Origin of the sequence: Paenibacillus sp. FSL R10-2734, from assembly GCF_037963865.1 — a bacterium.
In the GTDB taxonomy this organism is placed as follows: domain Bacteria; phylum Bacillota; class Bacilli; order Paenibacillales; family Paenibacillaceae; genus Paenibacillus_AQ.
Window position 1 is genome coordinate 7035101 of record NZ_CP150170.1, and the last position, 23472, is coordinate 7058572.

The following is a 23472-nucleotide window of genomic DNA, read 5'->3' on the forward strand; positions in this document are numbered from 1 at the left end:
GACTTAATATCATTCAAATGGATAAATCCAGAAATGCTCTGTTCCAAAACGATCTTGGATTTCTTTATCCTCTAAAGTTTTGCTACCTAACAGTTCAGCGGCTTGGAATTGGGATTTATGCGCCTGAATGGACGCCATCTTTTGCTTCAGGAAATCTCTCACATCATTGATTACCTGATACTCCCCAATCTCAGCAATATTTTTAGCAAAAGCTATGCAGTGAACAGGTGGTCTTTCTGCCTTAGGCAGTCTTCCAACGGTTCGAATCACCGCAGCTCCGGTGGCATCATGATCGGGATGAACGCTGTACCCCGGATAGAACGTAATGATCAGTGAGGGGTTAAGCTCCTTCAGAAGCGCGTCAATGTGACTATCCAGCAGAGCTTGATCCTCAAATTCAATCGTCTTATCGTGGAAACCAAGCATTCTTAAATCCTGTATTCCAATCGCTCGGCAGGATTCTTCCAGCTCAATTTTGCGTATCTCTGGGAGGGTTACCCGATTCGCGAATGGCGGGATGCCCATATTCCGGCCCATTTCTCCAAGTGTCAGACAAGCGTAGGTGACTTGGGTGCCGTTGTGTATATGCTTGGCAAGCGTTCCAGATATACCGAAGGCCTCGTCATCCGGATGCGGTAATATAACTAGAATATGTCTTTCCACTGAATTCCTCATCTCCTCTGCCATTAGAACGGCTCCCGGCTTAATTGTAAAGATACGACCAGTTTGCCTTGGCTGTCATGACCGGCCAGAATCAATCTTTCTGTCTCACTCTCTTCATAGTGAGTTAGTCCTTCCGAGTACACCCAGCCCTGCGACATTTTTAAGCCGACCCGATAAGGTCCATTGCCGGAAATCGAACCATGGGAATATCGGATCACAGCATTGGTAATGAAAGTAGCAGCCGGATGCTTTGAACTATCGAAATGGGCAGCGTATGCTCCCGTCGTCATTTCAAGATGGATATACAGTTCCTGATCTTTAAGCAGGTCGATCCTATCTTGTATTTCGGTTTGATTGATTAGCTGCAAGGTTACGCCTCCATCTCTGAATGAAATTATGCCTACGAAAAATAAGATCCATACCTTATAAAGGACGGATCTGTTAAAGGATAAGCGGGTCCGTATTTCTCATCAAAGTATAACTTGCACAGCTTTTTTATTCAAATGGATGCGGTACGTTGCTCAGCGATTCATTCCTTCAGCTTTTTATCCAGAATAGGGCGTATGAACCATATGTAATAAAGCAGACAGAGAAGCAATACTGCCGATGTCAGTAAAAAGGGCATCTCGTAATTCTGTCCTATCAAAATCCATCCCGTAAGCAGAGCGGCTCCAGATGATCCGAGGCTCCGAAATACGGATCTCATCCCTGCATAGAGATTCCTCTCCCGTTCCTTAAAGGCAGACATCAACTGGCTGTCCAGCAGATTAGACAGCATAGTAAGCCCTCCCCCGCGAACCAGAAACATGATTGTGAACATCCAGACCGGCATGGCCCAGGATAAAGAGGCGAACACGAGTATGTTAACCAAAAAGACAGATACAATGGCCACATGGTGGCCGAAACGTTGTAATACGTAAGGCGTCATTAGAGAAGCCGCAAACAAAACAGCTCCGCTTACCGCCAGCAGAACTGACACTTTATCATCCATCCAGTTCAGTCTGTACTTCACAATTACATTAAGAAATGACCCAGTGATGGCTATTGCTCCTCCGAGCAGGGCCATGAATACCGAGAACAACCAGAGTGTGCCGGAAGGAAGCTTTTTCCTCAAGCCTGAAACCTCACGGCTCACTTCCAAATCTCCGGATGTTCCAACTGCTCCTCTTTCCCCACCCTCAGAGGGAAGCCAGAGTCCTCTAATCATACTGTGAACAACGAAAACCAGCGCAGCAAGCAGCAGCGTAAATCCATAGCCTTCCCCGCTATCAGCCAGATTCGGCAAGTATCCAGCAGCCAGGGTTCCTGCCCCGGTAAATGCCGTAAACACGGCAAACATCAGAGAGAATGCACTTGCTTCTTCCTTGCGTGAGGCACAATAATGGAATAGCAGCTGCACCTCAGTCGTCTCCACAAGGGTAAGGCCGATCGAGACCAAGGTTTGGGCCAAATAGAATATGCTGGAATGATCGCCGATCGCATAAAGTGCACTTCCTGCCGCTATAAACATGATGCCGGATACCAGCAGCTTTTTACGGCCTATACGATTCGCCGATATGGATACAGGAATAGCCAATGCCCCCATAATCAGTATACCTATGGACATGAGCAGCCCGATTTCATCCTCCTTCATTCCTTTGGACAGCAAATGCAAATTAAGAACTAGCGAATACATACCGATGCCGATGCCATACATGGCTTCGGTCATAAGAAACCGGCGGACGCCGACGGACAGACGCAGCAAGTCCCTCATATACCCAGACATATCCATAACCCCTTTCCTTGGTGACACAGTCAAATAGGAAGGGCTCCAAACAGAGCCCTTCTACTTTCAAAAACTTATTAATGTAAGTGCCAAGCCCTATACCGGCTGTGTCTTCTTTAAGTAAGCCCGCCACGTGATGCACCACTGTGCGGGATCATCTAGAGAAGATTCCACATTCCGGTGAACAGTGCTATTGTGCGGAGCTAATTTGACGATATCTGGCTGCGTATAAGCTTCATTCGAAATATGGGTCAGCGCCTCGATATATTCATCAAGATCTTCCTTCGAATAAGATTCAGTCGGCTCCAGAGTGAACGGCTGCGGAACGATGTACGGATGATGGGAGGTCCAATAATGCAGGCCGAAATCACACATCCTACGGGTGATGTCTTCTGTCGTTACCCCAGTCTCATCGGTAAGCTGCTTCCAGCTGTACCGCACCTGTTCAAGACGCCGACCTTTGATGTAAGGAGCGCTGGCCCCGCGGATTTGCAGAATTTTGTGATACAGGTAGTTGTTATTCAGTACAGCGATCTGGGCCACATCCTTAAGGCCATCTGGGCCCAGGCTCATAATCCAGGCGTAGGAGCGAAGCACAGTCTGGGCCACGCCGTGGAAGCTGCGGACTTTGCCGATGCTGTCGTCGTTTTGCTCTGCAAGGACATAACGACTGCCGTCCCAATCAACAAGTGGTCCCGGCAGGAAACGCTTCAGGGCATCTGTTACCCCAAGAGCGCCTGTAGCCGGCCCTCCGCACATGTGAGGTGCAGCAAAGGTCTTATGCAGGTTGAAGAAACACATATCAAACCCGGCTTCCTTGGCCCGGGTGATACCCAGCAGCCCATTCGCATTCGCTTGATCGTAGAAGCAGATTCCTCCCGCTTCATGAACCACATCCGTGAACTCGCGGATACGATGATTGTATATGCCTGTGTCTTCCGGGTTTGCCACGACGAAACCAGCCGTGCGTTCGGAAATGGCATTCTTCAGCTTCTCCAGATCAGGGAATCCGTCTTCGTCTGGATGCAGTGTAATGATCTTATATCCCTTAACCGCTGCGGTCGCTGCTTGAGACGGATGTGAGAAGATGGTCGTAATGATCTCGTCCCGCTGGTCTCCCTCACCGCGTGAATCGTGATATGCGCGGACTATGGAAGCCATGGCCAGCAAGGCCTGGGTGCCACTGCTCGGCTGGAACGTGAAGGCATCCATCCCTGATATTTCACGCATCGCCTGGTCCAGCTTATAGTAGATTTCCAGGATTCCCTGAACGGATCCGGCATCTTGAAGTGGATGCAGCTCCATCAGATTTGGGGTACGTATAAGCATTTCATTGATACGGGGAATATACTTCATCGTACATGTACCCTGTCCGATCTCAACGTTAAGATCCGAACCCAAAGTCTCTTGGGAGAGCCTTAAATAATGCCTAAGCACTTTGGCCTGACCGATCTCGGGCAGCGCCGGCGCTTCTTTTCGCCGCATGGCTGCTGGAATTCGGGCTGAGCCTTGCCCTACAGCCTCGGCAATCCCAACCTCTGTGCCTGGCGGGATTACTCCGCGCTCACCCGGCCGGTGAAGCTCGAAGATCACCGGTTCATCCCATTTGGCCTGGTGAAAGCGGCGCACCTTGTGGTCTCTACGAATCCGTCTCATGGCTTTCCTCCTCCTCTTCTGTCTATTGATTCTTGCAGACAATACTCTCGATAGCTGACGCAAGTCGGTTCAGATCTGCCTGCAAATGAATTTCAGTTACGCAATAAAGGGCACATTGTCCCCACTGGGGATAAGTGGAGGACAGATCTTTTCCTCCGAAAATCCCTACTTCCAAAAGACGTTTATTAATCTCAGCAACAGACAATCCGGTCTGATTGAAATCTAAGACAAATTCTTTGAAGAAGACTGTATCTTTGAATCGCAATGAAACCCCGGGAATGGCACACAGCATATCTGCAGCGTATTGGGATTTCTGCATAATGGTCTCCCCAACTTCCTGCATACCCGCTGGTCCAAGCAAGGATAGATAGACTCCGGCAGTAATTCCCCACAATGCTGTCTGTGTACCCACAGACTCCTTCCCCTTCTCCCGGAGAGCAAAGGACGTACGCTCATAGGCCACATCGCCGAAGCCATACTCGCCTTCCACCTCAGTAGGAACAATACCGAACAGGCGGGACGGATATTCCATCACATAAGTTTCTTCATCCCGGGTAGCGATGAATCCGGCTTGCCCCCCTCCATAGTTCATGTGCATGCCCAGCGGCTGTAAATCCCCACAGATAATATCAGCGCCGTATCGGCTTGGAGGTTCCAATACGCCAAGGGAAATCGGATCAACACCTACTATAGAGATAGCGTTCACCGCGTGCACAAGCTCAGATATTTCAGCGCCTTGGTCCTCAACAACTCCAAGGTAACCCGGATTCTCGAAATAGAACGCCGCCGTTCCTTCCTCAAGCTTCCCCTGCAAATCATCCAGATCTATCTTTCCTGTCACCGGATCAATCTCCACGTACCTAATTTCCATTACAGGTGTACAGTAATTGGTTATGATCTTGGCTTTATCCGGATCGACGGATCTTGGGAGCAATGCAATCCTGCGGCCTGTAATCCGACCTGCCATTCGGATGGCCGTGGAGGCTGCCTGTGCCCAGTCGAAGGTAGGGACGTTAACTACGTCCATATCGACGAGCTCGGCCATCAGGCTCTGATATTCGAACAAGGACTGAAATCGGCCGTGGTCTTCGTAAGGCTCTCCTGCATAAGCCGTCACGAACTCCGAGCGCTGATTAATTTCGTCGCATACAGCCGGAACAAAATGCTGCCAGCATCCAGCCCCGAGGAAGTTAATATAATCGGCGCCATGCTTGTTCTTCGCAAGCAGAGCCTCGATATGTCGACGAAGCTCATATTCATTCATAGCTGGAGGAAGATTCATCTCCCGCTTGAGCTTCAGACTGTCCGGAATCGCATCATGCAGCTGGTCGATGGAGCTCAGACCGATTTCCTTCAGCATTGCCTCCCGGACTTCCGGTGTTGTATTCGGGATATAGGGATGGGCATAAGTTCTGTGTTCAGACAAGGATAACGCCTCCGTCCTTAAAAGGTTGATTTTAAGTGTTCATTTCTTAGTCGTTAGGCAATGCCTCCGCCGTCCACAACAAGTACACTTCCAGTGACCCAGGAAGACAGATCACTGGCTAGGAACAATACCGCATTCGCGATATCACGTGGTGTGCCCAGTCGCTCCAGTGGACGCCCCCCAGCCGAGGCTGCTAGGAAGACAGCTTCGTCCTGTTGAAGCTGCTTGGCTTCATCGCGCAGAAGCGGCGTATCCGTGTCACCTGGTGACACACAGTTCACGCGAATGTTCGCGGGGCCGTGGTCAATGGCCATAGCCCGGGTGAGGTTAACCACACCAGCTTTAGCCGCGCAGTAGGAAGCGGCACGGTCCCCGCCTTTAAGGCCCCAGCCGGAGCCGGTATTAATGATGCTGCCTCCTCCTCCGCGCTCCATCACCGGGATCATATATTTGGAGAGCAAATAGACTCCCTTAAGTGATACATTCATCACCAGATCCCAGTCGGCTTCCTCAAGCTCGACCACGGTCTTGCGGCGGATAATCCCCGCATTGTTGAACAGAATATCGACTTTGCCGTATATGTTCTCAATCTCCGAGGCTACACGCTTGCAGTCCTCCGAAGAGGAAACATCGCAGCGGTGGAAGCTGGCCGCCCCTCCCCGCCCTTTAATCTCATGAACAGCCTGCTCCCCTTGCCTTACATTGATGTCCAGCACAACGACATGTGCTCCGAAATCTGCAAGTAATCCGACCGTAGCAAGGCCAATCCCTGAAGCACCTCCGGTAACAACAGCTATCTTTCCGCTTAAATTGAGTACATCCTGTGTGTGGAGCATGCTGCCCCCTCCTCTCATTGTTGTGATTGTGTTAACCCGAACAGCATTTGTCTGCCAAGCCACTCCGGTGTTGTATCTTCTGATATAAACGGAATAAGCAGAATACGGAATGTAAAAGCTTGCGATGTTACCTTATGATCCGGCATCTGGGCAGGTCCACAACTGTTGCTGCCCAGCCCATTCTGCCGGTAATCCAGATTCAGCGTGACAAAGTCACGCGGAACAAGCTCACTTGCATGTTGTGCCTCTTCAAGATCCTTATCCGTATAACGGCGCGCGCTGAATTCAAGAGTCGGAATCCCCGCAGCAAGTAGACCAAGTCCGGATGCATCTGTAACGGATATCCATCTAACATCCATTCGGTTCCCATTCTCCTGCGGATATATATATGGAGTGAATAGTCCATCAATTGAAGCTGTATACACTCCAACACGGCATGCCTCTTTGCTGTCTGAATAATTCTCACCGGGACCCCGGCCATACCATTTCACCCGATCCATGTCGCCTGGAATCTCCAACTGGAGTCCAATCTTAGGCAGCATTTCTGGCGGCTTACCCTCCGGTGTGCCCTGCACATCCATAGTGATTTGCCCTATGCTGGTTACGGTATAGGTAGTTACACAACGGAAACCCCAATCAAAAACTGGCGGAGCAATCCTTGAGCTTACAGTAATGCGAATGGTCCCTTCATCGAGTCGGGTCCAGCTAACCTCATCAACGCGTTCTGTTAGCCGGTCCAGATGCGCTTTGCGCCAGTCAGGCAGCACATACATGTCATTGTCGATCGGCGCACGCCAGAAATTCAGCCGCGGTCCGGCCTTCATCAGTTCCTTGCCATTCAGACGAAGCGAATCCATTCGCCCGCTCCGCGTGTCAAAGGCCATACGGATGTCATCATTTGCAAGAATGATCTGCCCAGCTGCTTCTGTGCAGTGAAGATTCTGCCTGATCAGTTGACTTCCCATCGGGATAACAGCAGCACTGGAGGGATCATCTGAATGGCCTGTATGACTATCGCCAACATGATTCCCCACCTCATCCCGCATTAGAAACTGGGCCCAAGCCACTTCATGACCTTGCTCCGCCCAAATACAGTCAGCCGAGATCGAGAAGCGGACATTCAGCCACCGTTCCGCATCCTCACTGCGAAAGAGAGCATCAATACTGTGTTCATAAGGAATCTCCACTTCCGACTGGCCGCCCGGGTTAATTTCTGGCAGTACAAGAACTCCGCTCTGAACGGTTCGCCCATCCATGGTGATGCTCCAATCAGCATGAAGATGATCCAGTGTCAGGAAATCATAGCGGTTAATCACATTAACCTTGTTCCTGCTTATATACTCGACCCGAACCGGCTCGATAATTTTCTTATATTCAAGTAGACCCGGTGATGGCGTCCGATCCGGCCGGACCAGACCGTCTATGACGAAGTTGCTGTTATTGGGCACATCCCCGAAGTCCCCGCCATAAGCGTAATCGGCCTTCCCATCTACCGTCTTCCAGCTCAGCCCGTGGTCAATCCATTCCCACACAAAGCCGCCCTGCAGTCTGTCGTACTTATCAAAAGTATCAAAATATGGTCTTAATCCACCGGGTCCGTTGCCCATGGCATGTGCGAATTCACACAGAATGTGCGGCTTCGGATGGTCAGTCAGCTGACCGAAGCCTTCCATTTTCTCAACGGAGGAGTACATCGTGCTTACCACATCACAGACTTCCGCTTCACGGTCTTCTTCATAATGAATAAGCCGTGTCGGGTCAGCTTCTCTGCACCACTGCGCCATCGCCCGGAAATTGCAGCCGAAGCCGGACTCATTCCCAAGCGACCAGAAGATCACAGAAGGATGATTCTTGTCGCGCTCGACCATCCGCTGAATGCGCTCCACATAGGCTTCCTGCCAGGCGGGGTCGTCGCTGAGTCTGGAAATATTACCAAGCAGCTCGAACCCGTGTGTCTCTAGATCGGTCTCTTCCATAACATATAAGCCGTACTCATCACACAGATCATAGAACCGGGGATCATTCGGATAGTGAGCAGTTCTTACAGCGTTGATATTGTGTTGCTTCATCATCTTGATATCCTGTAGCATAGTGGAGACAGTGACTGTGCGACCTGTATCAGGGTGATGATCGTGACGGTTGACCCCTTTGAGCTGAATCGCCTGTCCGTTCATCAGAAACTGGCCGCCGCACACCTCAACTGTGCGGAATCCAACCCGCTGGGGCACCATCTCTACTGTCTTTCCACTCTCATCCGACAAAGTGATCATCAAATGATATAAATTGGGGGTTTCCGCACTCCACAGTTCCGGCTGCCCTACCGGCATTACAAGCTGCACATCTCTTCCTGCAGTAACCTGATCCTCAGCTAGGGCAACAGATTCTCCAGTCCGCTTAAGCAGCTCAAGCCGCAGACGGCCTTGTATAGCTGCTTCCCCTTGTATGTTCACTTGAACGGACAAGATCCCATCTCGGTAAGAATCATCCAGTTCCGTTATAATCCGATAATCGGCAATACGGAGGGAAGCAGGCTCGGATAACAGATACACATCTCTAAAAATCCCGCTCATCCACCACATATCCTGATCTTCCAGATAACTGCCGTCTGACCATTGGTACACTCTAACGGCTAAGGTATTGAGTCCCGATTTCACATAAGAAGTGAGATCGAATTCTGAGGTCAGACGACTGCCCTGACTGTATCCGACCGATTTACCGTTCACCCAGATATGAAACGCACTATCCACCCCGTCGAACTTAATGGCGACATTCCGCCCGTTCCAGGATTCGGGCAACATGAACTCTCTCACATAACTGCCTGTCGGATTCTCGTCAGGCACATGCGGGGGATCTGCCGGGAACGGATAATATAAGTCCGTATAATGTGGAGCTCCGTACCCTTGTAGCTGCCAGTGCCCCGGCACCTGAATCTCATCCCAGCCGGAAGTATCATACTCTTCCTCGTAGAAGTGGTCTGGAGCCCACTTTGGCCCTTTGGCATAATTGAATTTCCACATGCCGTTCAAGGATTTGAACCAGGGTGAGCTTCCCCTATTGTAGGTTAGTGCCCCTGACGAGTCAGAAAAGGGGATGAAGTAAGCCCGGCTTTTGGCCCGCCCTCGCTGAAGGACGTCAAGATCATCCCAATCCCTCCCGTTAGTTTGCTGTGTCATGGTTCATTTCTCCTCTCTTTTCTCTACTCTGCGCTGTGTGCTATTGGTTCAGTTCTGTTCTCTGTTCCTTGTCAAATTTGCCATTCTCTATTAGCTTCCTGTACCCGTAACGGCCAGCTAACCTTTAATGCCCGTAGTCGCAATGCCTCCAACAATGTAGCGCTGAGCGAAGAAAAAGATCGTCAACGGTGGGATCGAGATCAGACAAGTAATCGCCATAATAGACTGCATATCCACACCGAACATCCCTTTAAACTGCGATAGTCCCAGGGTCAATGTGTATTTCGTCTGGTCGTTAAGGAAAATAAGCGGACCAAGATAATCGTTCCAGCAGCCCATCATCTGGAACACAGCAACCAGGATCAGCGAGGGCCCCATCAGTGGAACAATAACCCGCGTCAACACAGTAAACTTGCTGGCACCATCGATTGTAGCTGCTTCGTCCAGCTCACGCGGAATGGTGAGAATGAACTGACGCAGCAGGAAAATGAAATAGGCGGACCCAAAGAAAGACGGTACAATAAGGGGTTTAAGCGTATTAATCCATTCCAGTAGATTGAACAACATATACTGTGGGATCATGGTGACTTCCCAGGGTATCATCATTGTTGCCAGCACAACCAGGAACAGAAAGTCCCTGCCCTTGAATTGGAATCTGGCGAATCCATAGGCAACGAGCGTGCATGAAATCAGTTGACCGAGCGTCGATAGAATGGTAATAATCAGTGTATTTTTCAGAAACATATTGAAGGGCTGAATATTCCACGCCTCTGCAAAATTGCTGAACTTCCATACAGAAGGAATCCACTTTGGTGGAAAAAGATACAGCTCGGACTGTGACTTGAGCGCAGTCGTAACCGCCCAGAACAGCGGAGCCATGAACAACAGTGAAAAAAAGAGCAGCAGCACGTATACGAGTATTTTCTTCACAAAGAACGTCTCCTTCCTTGAGCCTTCAGCTTCTTCTGAGGATTCTTCTTCATTTCACCTTCGTAGAACACCCAGGCTTCCGAGGATTTGAACACAAAGAAGGTCAAGCTGAGCACGATCAGGAACATGAACCAGGCGTTAGCTGCCGAGTACCCCATTTTGAAATACTTAAACGCATTCTCATACATGTACATGGCATAGAAATAAGTCGCTTTCATTGGCCCACCTCCGGTCAGCAATAAAGCCAGGGTCAGCTGCTGGAAGGCTGCAATGATAGAAGTAATCAAGTTGAATAAGATCGTCGGCGTGATCATGGGGATCGTCACACTGAAGAATTGTCTGAGCACGCCTGCCCCATCAATGGAAGCGGATTCATAAAGATCTTTCGGTATCCCTTTGAGGCCAGCCAGAAAGATCAGCATCATCGAGCCTTGTCCCCAGAGACTTGCGACCACCATCGCTACTAATGACCACTGCTTGTCGTTAAGCCAATCAGGGCCCTGAATACCGATCAGGGACAGGAAGTAATTCAGAATCCCATAATCACCGCTGTATACCCAAGACCAGATCATAGCCAGAGCGACACCGGATATAACGGAGGGAATATAAAAGGCTGTCCGGAATATAGCACTGCCACGTGTCTTCTGATTCAAGAGAATCGCAAGCCCAAGTGCCACAATGATGTTCAATGGAACAAACAGCGCCGCAAATTTGAGGGTGACCCCGAGTGAGGTCCAGAACAACGGGTCATCCGTGAACATATCTGCATAATTGCCAAACCCGATAAAACGTACTTCGCCGACAATCGGCCAATCGAAAAAAGAGATGATAAGGGAAAATAACAATGGCCCCAAGGTGAACACGAGGAATCCGAAGATCCAAGGAAAAATGAAGAGGTAGGGAACAACCCTACCCCATCTACGTTTTCGTGTAGGCTTGAGTTGGGCCTTAGGTTCCCCTGCTTGATGCAGAAAGGTCTGAGCCATCTCTTAACCTTCTTTCTGTAAATGTGTTATTTCAAATAACGTTCACTATCTTTTACAGCTTGATTCAGCACTTCCTGGGCATTTTCGCCGTGCATAACTGCTTCCACCGCCGCAGAGAGCTGGCGGTTCACTTCATTCCATTTCGGATTGAGCAGGAACGCCGGTGTGTTGCTGGAACGCTCCAGCATCGTGTAATACGGTTTATAGAGCGGGTCCTGATCCTTCTTCAGCTCGTTTACGACACTGACCCTTACAGGCAAATCCGCCACACGCATCTTGATCGAATCGTTGGACACATAGAATTTCACGAATTCCCAGGCCAGATCTTTCTGCTTCGAATCCTTGGCGATAGACAAGGCGGACTCCGCAAGCACCCCTTTGACCGGTTTGCCCGGGAAGGCTGGGATTTCGACCGTACCTACATTTATGCCTGCCGTCTTGAACGATTCCAGCGGCCAGATCCCGCTCTCCCACATGGCGATTTTACCTGCTTTAAAAATGTCATCCCCGCTCTGCTGGCCTTTGCCTCCGGTCAGCACAGCCGAGCCGTTCTTAACCATGTCGCCGAGCATCTGGATGGACTCGGCTGTCTCTTTGCTGTTCATAAATCCATCAATAGTTTTGCCATCATCAGAGATGAATGAGCTTCCGTTGCTCCATACGAAACTCTGCAGGTCATACGTATCATTCTCTGCGCGAACCCCGAAACCGTACTGCTTCTTCGACTTATCGCTGAGCTTGGCCACGATATCCTGAAACTCCTTCCATGTCCATCCATCCTTCGGATAAGGTACCTTGGCCTCATCGAATAACTTCTTGTTGTAGTAGACCACGCGTGTGGTGAACCCTGCCGGAATGCCATAAAGCTTGCCGTCAATTTTGCCATAGTTGAACAATCCCGGATAGAAATCTTCGATGTTCAATTCTTTATCTTTGCTCGCATAGCTATCCAGCGGTTCTAGAGATTGATGATAGGTTGGGAAATCCCACATATACATCACATCAGGCGGATTGGTCGCCCCGAATCCGGCGGCAAGCTTCTGATCAAAACCGTCTGCATAAGCCTCTACCTGAACCTTCGTTCCCGGATGGGCTGCTTCGAATTTCTTGGCGATGTCTTGCTCAATCTTGAGCGCATCTCCGGTATCCCATGTCGCAAAGCGAAGCGTTCTCGTCTCCCCTGAGCCCGAGATGTCTGTGGATGATGAGCTCTCGCTGCTTCCCCCGCAAGCCGTGACCATAGTTGCCATTAACGTTGTGGCAAGTACAATAAGAGAAATTTTCTTTTTCACTGTGGCAGCCTCCCCTTTGAATGAGGTTATAATAATTGAACCGCTTTCATCTTAACTTTTATGAAAGCGGTTCAAAACGGATATCTATTCGAATGTTTGCGTACTTTTGTTCGATTTATAGTCCGGGGTGTCCATCTGTTCGAATCCCGGCTTCTTTTTGTTGTATGCGGTAATGACTAGGCGTCTCACCCGTGCAACGCTTGAACCATTTGCTGAAATATTTACTGTCCCCCAGCCCTGTCCGCTCCGCAATATCCTGCATCGTCAACTGCGTATCCCGCAGTAATTCCTTGGCCAGCTTAAGCTTCCGTTTATATTGAAAAGCCACAAAGCTATCGCCCACCGTCTTCTTAAACAGGATCGAGAAATGGCTTCGGCTGAGCCCCACCTGGCCCGCCAAATCGCTAACCGACCAGTCCGCTCCAGGGCTCTCGTGCAGAAGCTTCACAGCCTTCCAGATCGGTTCAGGCCAGTCCTGGGACGAAATACCATGCAGCTTCTCAATTTCCGCTTCCTTATGAAGCGCCATGAAGGTCTTGCTTAAGTCTTCAGCGTTGCGCAGCGGTCCTCTCTTAGCCCACTTCAGCTTCTCGTTTTGGCTTTTCATCTGAACGAGCATACTGTCCGTAGTCTCCAACTCGTCACTAGGTACAATCCAGTAGCAAAGGTCCTCACCGTAAGGGATGATAATAGATGCGCTGTCGGGCATCCGGCTATTCCCATCCTCTTTAACCTTGACGAGATCCAGATAGGTACGATCGCATCCGCAGGTCTTAACCAAATAAATGTATAAGGGCTCCCTGTTCAGCGGCAGCTTCTCCCCAATGAGTTTATCCATTTCGTCAACAAATTTGCTGCTGTGTCCACTCTGCCAGGCAAACAGGAGAGAGCCCAGCCGTTCTCCATAAATTTCACTTGTTTCAGCATCCGCTACAGGGGCAGGCGACGTCAGCTCACTCTGGAACTTCTCCAGCATTCCTTCCAGTTCTTCATCTTCAAAGGCCGTCTTAAGCAAATATCCTGAAGCCCCAAGCTTGATTCCCTGCTGAGCGAATTCGAAGTCACGGTGACAGCTCAGCAGAATAATCCGGGTATCCTTATCGACTTCTTTAACTTTCCGTAACAGTTCAAGTCCATTCATCTCCGGCATGACGATATCGGTAATCACTATTTGGGGCAGATGAATCTGATAGGCCTCCCAGGCTTTAAGGCCGTTCGGCGCATCCGCCACCACTTCCATCCCATACTTATGCCAAGGTATTGTGGAGCGAAGCCCTTTGCGCACGATACTCTCATCATCTGCAATTAACACTTTAATGGTCTTGGTTGTCTCCATGCGGACTCTCCTCCTTCTTGGGCCACCGAATAACGATAGTGGTGCCTTCACCTTTCGTGGATCGAACGATCAAGCCATACTGCTGTCCGAAATGAAGCTTAAACTTTTGGTCAGCGTTCTGTACGCCGAGCCCTCCGCGTCCCTGCGGTTTACTTTCCGGCTTTGCAAGCATAAGTGCCCTCAGCTTCTCTTCGGTAATCCCTGCACCGTCATCAGACAATGTTAACAACAGATGCTCGCCTTCCTCCCGTACACTTAACGAAATGTTCCCCTTCCCGTCTTCAAATCCATGAAAGAAGATATTCTCAAAGAGCGGCTGAAGGGTCATACGAGGAATCAGATACGGCTTGAGTTCTTCGCCGCAGGTCTGTTCATAGCTGAATGCGGATCCATAACGAATCTCCTGGATTTTCAGAAAATGCTCAATCATGCGGAGTTCACGGCCAAGCGTGATCAACTCCTGAGAGATATCCAGATTACCTTCGAGCACCATCGTCAGATGATAGAGCATCTGGCGGATATCCTCCGCCCCTTGGAGTCTTGCCTTCCACTGGATAGAATTCAGCGTATTGAAGAGCAGGTGCGGATTAATCTGATAGTGGAATGCCTTGAGCTCGGCCTCCTTCTTCAGCCGCTCACTCTGCTCCACTTCCTGGACAAGGGATTGAATCCCCCCCACCATGCGGTTGAAGCTGGTATCCAGGCTTCCGAGTTCATCTTTGCCCTCCACCAGGGTCCTCGTATGTAGCTTGCCAAAGCTGACCTTCTGCATCGAGTCTTTCAGCCTGCGAATTCGAGCAGTGAATTTCGATGAGAATATATAAGCTAGCCCAAAGGCGAGCAGACAAGAAACAATGGCTACAAGTACTGTATTGGAGCGAATGAGGCTCGAGGAAAAATAGAATTGTTTGGACGGCAGCCTCGCTTCAAGCTTCCATCCGTTGGCTGCCAGTGTCCTATTCCATACCACGTCACTGTCGTTTGAGGTGAACGGCGATTCTGACTGGTAAATGGACTGCCCCTCGGAATCAGTTATCGTCAAATGCGCTTTAGTATCCTCCTCAAACATATGAAACATATCTAGAAGAACCTGCGCATTCTCTTCAATTAAGATCGTGCTTCCATGCTGGGTTCCAGCCGGATTATTAATCCGTACGGCGAGCCCCAGTAAGGGTTCCCCGGTATCCGAATCTCCCATACCATGATTCATAGGATAGAAGCCCAGCCAATTGGGACCTTTGGATGAATAAGTAATGGACCGCCAGGCGGGAATATCGCTAAGCTTACTGACATCCAAAATATTCTCCCCATAGTAATAACCAGAGCGGGTAATCAGATAAATACCTCTCGTCAGATCCGTCTTAAGTGATTTAAGCAGCGCCTCAAAGTCATCTTTATCCATAATCTCCTGATACGTGGTCGGAACGTGGTCGCCTATTCCCCCCCGCGCAGGATCAAGGAGATAAGAATAAATTGTTCCTGTTGTCTGACTCATCCGGTTCAAAGCGGAAGTGATCTGCTGATCAAGCTGTGCCACGGTATTCTCCCCATATTTCCCGAATTGAGAGTTAATGACTATGGCGGATTGATAATAGTTCAAGGCTCCCAGTGATAACAGCGGAATAATCGCGACAATAAGAAAGCAAAAGAGCAGCTTGGTCCGGATGCTGAAATAAGAGCGAATAGAGAAGCGATGATATACCTTCTTAAAGAAATGATTCAACATGACTTCTCATCCCCGCTTTAATTTCATTTTTATAGTTGAAGTGTAGCACGGACTGGCACACTCGGGAATATCTCGGAAAATGGGAAAGCACTTCCCCTCACGCCAGTCTTGACCAGGAGGAAGTGCCCGTATGTTGTTAAGTTGTATACTCGTGTCCCAGTATTAAGAAGACACTTGAGGTCCAGGTGAATGCCCTGTCACGAAGACCTTGACCCGTCAGAGCATCGAAGTTCTCGGCCATACCACTCTTGTTCAGCATTTCGCAGAATCGGCGGGCAACCTCGCTTGCCAGTTCGATATCCCCCGCCGCGGCCACACCTTCCACAAGCAGCATGGTTGATGGCGCCCAGATTGGACCTCGCCAATAGCCATCCGGCGAGTAGTAAGGGCTCTTAACGCTCTCTGTAGCCCAGCCGTTCGGCGTCAAGAAGCGACTCTCATCCCGCAGTCCATCCAGCAGTGAGCGCAGGATTGGCTCCGGCAGCCGCTTGCCGAGCAGAATGGGCACGAAGAGCAGCAGGCTATCGCCGTCGGAACCCTCGTGAGTTCCGGAACGGCAAGCTGTGAACCTTCCATCCTTCCAAAAATGACGCAGCATTTTCTCCAGCGTCTCCTCACCTAATCTTCTCCATGCGGTGCTTTCATCGGTAAACCCCAGAAGCCCAGCAATTTCGGCAAGCAGTTCGATCTGCAGGATCAAAAATGCCGCCAGATCCGGACTCTCCACCGGAATCCCGTTATTAAAGGCAGTACTGTTGTCCCAACCCGAATCGTTCCCATGATTGTACTGCGGAATACCGTCCCCGTCGTTATCCCGGTAATGGAACCACCAGTTCGTCCACTTGCTCAAGGGTCCATACACTTCACGAAGATGGGACTCCTTAATATAATCCGTCCGCTGCATCATCCAGGCCAGTGTCCAGCCATGAATAGGCGGCTTGTTGCAGTTCCAGAGCTCATACTTGTCGTTGATAAAGTCCGGAATCAATCCGCTCTCATCCTGGCGGTCAAAAAAGATCATAAACTGATCCCAAGCCAGCTCCGGGTGATGTCTGACCAGAGCCATCGCATTGAAGCAGTGATCCCAGCTCCAAATATTCGTCATCCAGTTCTTCGACATATACATAGCTGGCCGGGTCAAGCATCCTCCCGCGGGAACCAGACAAGACCAGGTAATGTAAGCCGCCAGCTCACGGCCGTCCTGCCAGCGTTCGGGAACGGTCAAGCTCGCATCCAGCCACTGGTCATATTCTTGTTGCACCTCTTGTACCGCTTCCTCCCATGGCGTCCAGACATCACGCTGTTCCCATACCGTGCGAAATTCTTCCACCGCGAACTCGGCGATTTCCGTACCCGCTTCAGGGATGAACTCTGCCACAATGCGGGAACTCTTGATTTTGTCCCAAGGCACCTCCATCCGTAGAGCCCCGGTTAACTGGGTGAGCATGAACCGACATTCATGGGTGAAGCTGTTTACTTCAAAGCTGCCTGCGCTGTGTTCATAAGCATAATCGTAGGCTGAGGTACGGAAGGTGAGGCGGATGCCACATCCTTTGCTCTTGAACCGCACGGTACGACCATCTGTAATACAGATCTCCGCATAGATATTTTCGGTATCCGTATTCAAACGAAGCAGTGCAGGCTCGGCTTTGGCTTCAAACGGGATATACTGATTGCTCTCGTCCAGCAGTTCAATTTGAAAAGCTTCACCGAATTTATCATCCCCACCACGCACGGTCCGTAAGTAAAGTCCCTCCACTCTGACATCCGATTCAGGGAGTTCAGAAATAGCCAGAAAGGTGCCTCTTCGGCTGAAGGGTACCGCTTTAAGATTAAAGTTCATATCGTTGGACTCCTTTTCAAAGGAAGTATGCGCTTCCATTTTATCCAAGGCGTCCGAAATGCGGAACAGACAGGTGTTAGCGATGGGGAGTCATATTGTTGGAGTGGGCAGTCTGACACGTACACGGGTGTCTTTTTGTTAGATGATCAGGGGTACAAATGTTAGCACGTCATGATTTCCAACAAAGACGACGACTAGAACCTCTTAATGAAAAAGGCTATCCTGTGTACCTCATATAGGCATGTACAGGACAACCTTTTGCTGATATTGCAATTTAAATCGCTCGTGTATGCTACTTACAATTCAATAAAGGATTGTAAGTTAATTTAATTTAATTTAATGGGATTAAATAAAACAGTCGGGAGCTTTTATTGTTGGTGTACCAGATGATTTTGTCGCCACTAACAATAGGGCTACATTCGGATAGTGCAAAATTCTTAATCGTTTGGATGCCGCCAGTAGCTGCTCCCTCTCCATTTATCAGAACATATTTCAAATCACCCGGATGATTCTCCATATCAAATTCCTGCCATAACACCATCAGCTTGTCGTCTGTTATTTTCACCAGTTGAGGAATGGATGCAATCTTGGTCGTACCTACATATTTAGCCAAGGTGATGTGGTTCACTGACGCGCTAGACATACTCGCTTTTGGTAAGACACTAAGAACGATATCCCTCTGGTCCTTTTCCAGTCCCACCATTTCATAAGACGTATAGTCTTTGACAAGCGAATGATCAATCGTATTCATAGCGACAATATAATTCGCCGAAGACATCTCAAATCCACCTATAGAAACACCAGTAGCATTCGCTCCTGTGCTGCCAGGGATATTAAACAGGTCTACCTCGTTATAGCTGGTTCCATCTCCTTTATTCAGGACAATCGAACGGGGATAAGCATCACCATGATCGACTAGAATATGAGTAGCACCATCCAACAATACATATTGATCAAAAGAGTGGCTGACATGATTCTTCTGGAATCTTCCCAGATCATTCGTCACGGTCATAGTTTGGGTATTCACGATAATGGTCAGCTGTGATTGATGATTTAGTTTATCTTCTGTCGTGTATCTAGTACGTGAGGTGTGGAATACAAGCGTGTCACCAGTCTCAGCCATTCTACCTGCAGCCGCATCAAAAGGGACTACAGTATAACTCTCCCCACCCTTTATGGAGACACTATCGACTCTATTGAAGCTTTTATCATAACGAACAATACGAATCACTTCTTTGCTATCATTCTCTTCACGATTCTCTTGTCCAAAAGCAATATAGTTATACTTCACCCCGCTATAGAAGCCGCCAAATATCGGAAGCTCCAAAGGAATGCTTTTGTTACCCGTTCGTTCAAACTTCTCATTATACGTTTCAATCGTAACTTCTTTATTCGCCTCTAGAACACTTACAGTCCCATCATTATTTTTCACCAAATAGGAAGAAACCGTACTTTTCCATCTAGGAAAATAAGAAGACACAGCGTTACTCTCGGTTTCAACTGCCGTCTTCACTCGGTAAGCATGCTCTGGGACTTTGGAGAACAACGATATCCGATCAGACTGAGCGTCATATTCGATATCGAATGGAATCTTCCCCGCCAAATCTCGCAGCTGAACATAGTTATTCTCGTCAATATTGTACGCCGTAATAGACTGCAACTGCCCATCCACTAGCACCTTAGAGGTCGAAAGCGTGGCTGAATAAGTTCTATTGCGACTATAATATTTGCTGCTAGCTTTCTTTTCAGGAGTATAGGCTTGCCCGGTTAGGATCTCTATCGCGTTGTTTGCTTTATTCCAAGTGATATCAAATTGACTCGTTGTTCCCGAGAAATACTCCGCTAAGTCACGCAGTCGGAAATAATTGTTGTTCGATATATTGAAACCATTTAAATCCCTTTGTTCACCGTCAAAATATGTACTGCTCTCGGTCACCTTAGCCTTCACCGTATTGCTCGCAATGGTTGTAGTGCCGAGCGTTGGTATAACCAGTAATACAATTAACAGAACGCTAAAAATCCTCTTCATCCAACTTTCCCCCATTTATGTATAAATAAAACTACTATCATTTTTATCGGTAATTTCTCTATACTGCTTTAACAAAAAAAGAATGGGGTCAGCGCCCCACTCTCGATGTTCATATTATAAACTTGCCTATTCCTCAACCACATAACTTACAAACGCCAATCTCTTGCTATCAGGAGACCACGAATTCACGTTAATCGTACCTTGTCCTCCAAACAGCTGTACTAGTGTGCGATATTCTCCTCCCGCGCTTGCCATCAATCGAAGCTCAACATCCTTATTCGCAGGATGATCGCCAGGATCTACATCTCCTTTACGGTAACTAAGGTATGCAATCGTCTGACCATCTGGCGACACATGCGGGAACCAGTTGTTACTCTCATCAAAAGTCATCTGTGTCTGCTCACTGCCATCGGCATTCATTCGCCACACCTGCATCAGCCCTGTACGCACCGAATTGAACCAAATCTGCTCTCCATCTGGCGAGTATTCAGGTCCATCATCCAGTCCAGGCGTATCTGTCAGCTGTACCTCATCTCCTCCGTCTACTGGAATGGTATAAATATCATACTGACCGTTGCGCTCTGCACAATAAGCCAATTCAGCACCATTCGGAGACCAGCCATGTAAATAGCTTGGAGCATTCGGTGTAACTAGAACCGGTTCACCACCCTCCATAGGAAGGATATATATACGAGATTTACCATCTTTTTTCGTATGATGACTAATTGCGATCTTGGTATTGTCACAAGACAGAACATGATCGTTATTACATTCCGTAGCAAAACCCGAATCCAGGCGAACACTCTCACAGGTTGCTATGTCGAACGAATAGAGACAACCTTGACTATTATAAATAAGACGTTTGCCATCGCTAGTCCAATTGGGTGCCTCGATTAAGTAATCAAATGAGCGGAGCGCAGTTCGTTCCCCTGTCTGTACATCCACGATTTCTAATGTGCTAATCACTTTCATTATCCTCTCTCCCATCGTTAAAATATGTACATAACCCACTTCGACAGCTATCCAATATCCCCTTTCTTTCTTGTTAATACAATTATTAACGCGAAAAAAATCTGCCTCGAAGAGAATTCACTCCTCAAGGCAGATCTATAATCATCTTATAAACGTCCTGCAGCTTTTACTTTTACTAGCAAGGCATTGCCCGGCAAGTATGCAATCGGAATATCCTCTGACAATACGATCTGTACAGTATCACGATCTGCACCGGCAAGAACAGCTTGTTCTATTGCATGGCTGCGAGCATCTTCCTTAGCTTCGTCATAAGACATCTCATCCAGCGAATAGATTCGCTCTGTCTCTCCGCTAACCTCACCTAACGCAGCGCCAATCGCATTCGCAGCATCATAGTGATCCGGTCTTACAATCCGTGATACACCTTCAAGCTTATCTGCTACGAGAATGCTTCCGCCGCCGACCAAAATGACATCAACAGGATCCGAGCTTGTCTTCATCCGATCAATTGCATCCTCAATATCCCGGGTAATGATCTCATCTGCTCTCTTGCAGATCGATTCATTAAGCGCCTCTGTCTGCGCATCTTTCCACTCGTACCGACCAAGCTTAACCGCCACATCGGTTGCTGTGAGCGTATCGCCACCAAAGATAAGGCCGCGCTTCAGTAGCTCATACCCCACGCTATCCGGCCCCACCGTTACCTGATCCTGCGATTCATCCAAGCGGACGATTGTACCGCCGCCGATCCCGATAGATAAGATATCCGGCATGCGGAAGTTCGTGCGAATCCCGCCAATCTCAACAGCAGCGGAGGATTGACGCGGGAAGCCCTGCGTGAGAACACCGATATCCGTCGTCGTACCGCCAATATCAACAACCAGTGCATCATTAAGACCTGACAAGTGCGCAGCCCCCCGAATGGAATTTGTCGGTCCGCAAGCAATCGTCAGAATAGGGTAGCGAAGCGCATACTCACTGTACATTAGCGTTCCATCGTTCTGACAGATATATAGGCTCGCATCAATTCCAAAGGTCTGAAGTGCCTCTTCGAAGCCTTTTACTACTCCTGCAATGACGTTAAGTAATGCGCCGTTTAATAGTGATGCATTCTCACGCTCGAGCAATCCAATACTACCAATCTCATGTGACAGCGTCACAGGCATGTCTGCGCCAAGCACTTGCTTCGCGAGCTCTTCGACACGCTTCTCCTGCGAGGTATTCACTGGAGAGAACACACCACAGATCGCAACCGCTTCGACTTCACCCTTCATTTTCAAAAAGCAATCTTGAATCTCTTCTTCATCCATCTCGACAATCGTGCGACCATCATATTCATAGCCACCGTGAACGACATAAGCATGTGGGCAAACCGTTGCCTTAAGCGTATCGTCCCAATCCGCGAGTGGAGGAACCGCAGTTGTGGCTGGTGCCCCGATTCGAATCAAACCGACTTTCCCCAAGTGCTTGCGTTCCACAATAGCATTCGTACAGTGCGTAGTTCCGAGCATTGCATAACGAATCTGTGCCGGATTCACACTGCTCTCCGCTAGCAAACGACGGATCGATTCAGTAATGCCTTCATTGACATCACGTGTGGTATGCACTTTTATCGTATGAATGGTGTTTAACTTGGAATCGAGCAAGGCTGCATCTGTATTCGTCCCGCCTACATCAATCCCAATGCGATATATTTCATTCATGCTGTTAACATTCGTATAAGACATTACTCTGCTCCTCCTTTCTCTGTAGCCAATTTTTCAATTGGAACATAAGGTGCATCATAGCCGAAATACTGCGGACCTACCGTCTCAAGACCCTTTGGTGAACGCCATTTCGGATCACAAGGGAAACCAACCACGCTAACCCGGGCACCGTATTTCAAATTCTCAGTCGTGATCGGCATGCCGGTATCCTGGTCAAGCACAGAGATCAGGTCAGGAGTAATAGCCATTGAATGTCCATCTTCTGTGGCAAGAAGGAACTCATTCTGGAAGAACAAAGTCATCGTACTTCCCTTTTTAGCATCTGTGCCTTCGAAGATCGCTTCACCGCGTGTAAATCCGCCTTCTGTACGACGACGAATATCCACCGCCTTGCCTTGGAACAACGCATATCCATTCAGCTGCTTCAGCAGCATTTCAATTGGATTCTGCTTCAATTCCTTGGACTCGAACAATGTTTTTCCAATTTCATACGCAAGCGTCAAGGTATGCGGAATAGCACTTTGCTTTACCTGCGCTCCGGTCACTGGATAATCACAGATCGAAGCCGATCCACCCATTTGAATCGTAACCGCACGCGCCATCCGCTCTTCCCAGACGCCGTCGATCGCATGCATAAGCACACCGTTGCCACGTTCATCCGCCATCGTAATCGGACTGCAGTCGATCCCGTCCAAGTAGAATGTCACCATTTGCGATTCTGGAAAAGCCCGCCCCATGGCATCTGCATCCACGATAGGAATATTGCGTTCTGCTGCCGTAATCACAGGAACCAGTGAATTGCCACCGCCAACCTCAATCGGCATAATAGCGCTCACCTTGCGTCCAAGCTCTTTTTCAATCATATCCAAAGGCTTGATCATTTGCTGAATTGAAGGAATCTTCTCATTCATAACCGTTGGTGCACCAATCATGGATATAGGGACTACTAACGCGTCGTCCTCTAGATCCTCAGGACTTACTACACGAACAGGACCATGCTTACGAATCGCTTCCTTAGCCATCAATTTACCGATATGCGGATCACCGCCCCCACCTGTTCCAAGTACAGCTGCACCTACAGCGATATATTGTATCGCTTGCTCATTTAATTCTGTTAGTTTGAAATTTCTCAT

17 protein-coding genes are annotated in these 23472 nt (G+C 48.8%); all 17 read right to left on the reverse strand.

What is annotated here, in order from left to right; genetic code table 11:
* Nucleotides 1-9 precede the first annotated feature (9 nt).
* Nucleotides 10-663: a bacillithiol biosynthesis deacetylase BshB2 gene (gene bshB2, locus NSS67_RS30560; protein ID WP_339320750.1), complete on the reverse strand. Its 654-nt coding sequence runs from the start codon at nt 661-663 to the stop codon at nt 10-12.
* A gap of 23 nt (nt 664-686) precedes the next feature.
* Entirely contained in the window at nt 687-1031 is a 345-nt protein-coding gene (locus NSS67_RS30565) for a YojF family protein (protein ID WP_339317540.1), read from the reverse strand.
* Nucleotides 1032-1192: 161 nt separating this feature from the next.
* Nucleotides 1193-2428: an MFS transporter gene (locus NSS67_RS30570; RefSeq protein ID WP_339317542.1), complete on the reverse strand. Its 1236-nt coding sequence runs from the start codon at nt 2426-2428 to the stop codon at nt 1193-1195.
* Between the two features lie 96 nt (nt 2429-2524).
* Entirely contained in the window at nt 2525-4084 is a 1560-nt protein-coding gene (gene gcvPB / locus NSS67_RS30575) for an aminomethyl-transferring glycine dehydrogenase subunit GcvPB (RefSeq protein ID WP_339320751.1), read from the reverse strand.
* A gap of 22 nt (nt 4085-4106) precedes the next feature.
* A complete protein-coding gene (gene gcvPA / locus NSS67_RS30580; protein WP_339317543.1) occupies nt 4107-5510 on the reverse strand; it encodes an aminomethyl-transferring glycine dehydrogenase subunit GcvPA in 1404 nt (467 codons plus the stop codon).
* A 53-nt stretch (nt 5511-5563) separates the two neighbouring features.
* Complete coding sequence (locus NSS67_RS30585) at nt 5564-6346, reverse strand: glucose 1-dehydrogenase (RefSeq protein WP_339317544.1); 783 nt, start codon at nt 6344-6346, stop codon at nt 5564-5566.
* 14 nt (nt 6347-6360) lie between these two features.
* Nucleotides 6361-9519, reverse strand: a complete 3159-nt coding sequence (locus NSS67_RS30590) for a glycoside hydrolase family 2 TIM barrel-domain containing protein (protein ID WP_339317545.1) — start codon at nt 9517-9519, stop codon at nt 6361-6363.
* 117 nt (nt 9520-9636) lie between these two features.
* Entirely contained in the window at nt 9637-10449 is an 813-nt protein-coding gene (locus NSS67_RS30595) for a carbohydrate ABC transporter permease (RefSeq protein WP_339317546.1), read from the reverse strand.
* Nucleotides 10446-11435 (reverse strand): sugar ABC transporter permease, encoded by a 990-nt coding sequence (locus tag NSS67_RS30600; RefSeq protein ID WP_339317547.1) that lies wholly within the window; start codon nt 11433-11435, stop codon nt 10446-10448. Before NSS67_RS30600 ends, NSS67_RS30595 begins: the two co-directional genes overlap by 4 nt.
* A gap of 26 nt (nt 11436-11461) precedes the next feature.
* Nucleotides 11462-12727, reverse strand: a complete 1266-nt coding sequence (locus NSS67_RS30605; RefSeq protein ID WP_339317548.1) for a sugar ABC transporter substrate-binding protein — start codon at nt 12725-12727, stop codon at nt 11462-11464.
* A gap of 115 nt (nt 12728-12842) precedes the next feature.
* Nucleotides 12843-14063, reverse strand: a complete 1221-nt coding sequence (locus NSS67_RS30610) for a response regulator (RefSeq protein ID WP_339317549.1) — start codon at nt 14061-14063, stop codon at nt 12843-12845.
* Entirely contained in the window at nt 14041-15789 is a 1749-nt protein-coding gene (locus tag NSS67_RS30615) for a sensor histidine kinase (RefSeq protein ID WP_339317550.1), read from the reverse strand. Before NSS67_RS30615 ends, NSS67_RS30610 begins: the two co-directional genes overlap by 23 nt.
* 136 nt (nt 15790-15925) lie before the next feature.
* Nucleotides 15926-17632 carry a trehalase family glycosidase gene (locus NSS67_RS30620; RefSeq protein ID WP_339317551.1) on the reverse strand — a complete coding sequence of 569 codons (1707 nt, stop codon included), beginning with the start codon at nt 17630-17632 and terminating at the stop codon, nt 15926-15928.
* A 331-nt stretch (nt 17633-17963) separates the two neighbouring features.
* Nucleotides 17964-19661, reverse strand: a complete 1698-nt coding sequence (locus NSS67_RS30625) for a hypothetical protein (RefSeq protein WP_339317552.1) — start codon at nt 19659-19661, stop codon at nt 17964-17966.
* 126 nt (nt 19662-19787) lie between these two features.
* On the reverse strand, nt 19788-20633 hold the full coding sequence (locus NSS67_RS30630) for a transporter (RefSeq protein ID WP_339317553.1): 846 nt from the start codon (nt 20631-20633) through the stop codon (nt 19788-19790).
* Nucleotides 20634-20779: 146 nt separating this feature from the next.
* Nucleotides 20780-22360, reverse strand: a complete 1581-nt coding sequence (locus tag NSS67_RS30635) for a hydantoinase/oxoprolinase family protein (protein WP_339317554.1) — start codon at nt 22358-22360, stop codon at nt 20780-20782.
* The gene (locus tag NSS67_RS30640) at nt 22360-23472 is read right to left on the reverse strand and encodes a DUF917 domain-containing protein (RefSeq protein WP_339317555.1); all 1113 of its coding nucleotides are present in this window, start codon (nt 23470-23472) and stop codon (nt 22360-22362) included. Before NSS67_RS30640 ends, NSS67_RS30635 begins: the two co-directional genes overlap by 1 nt.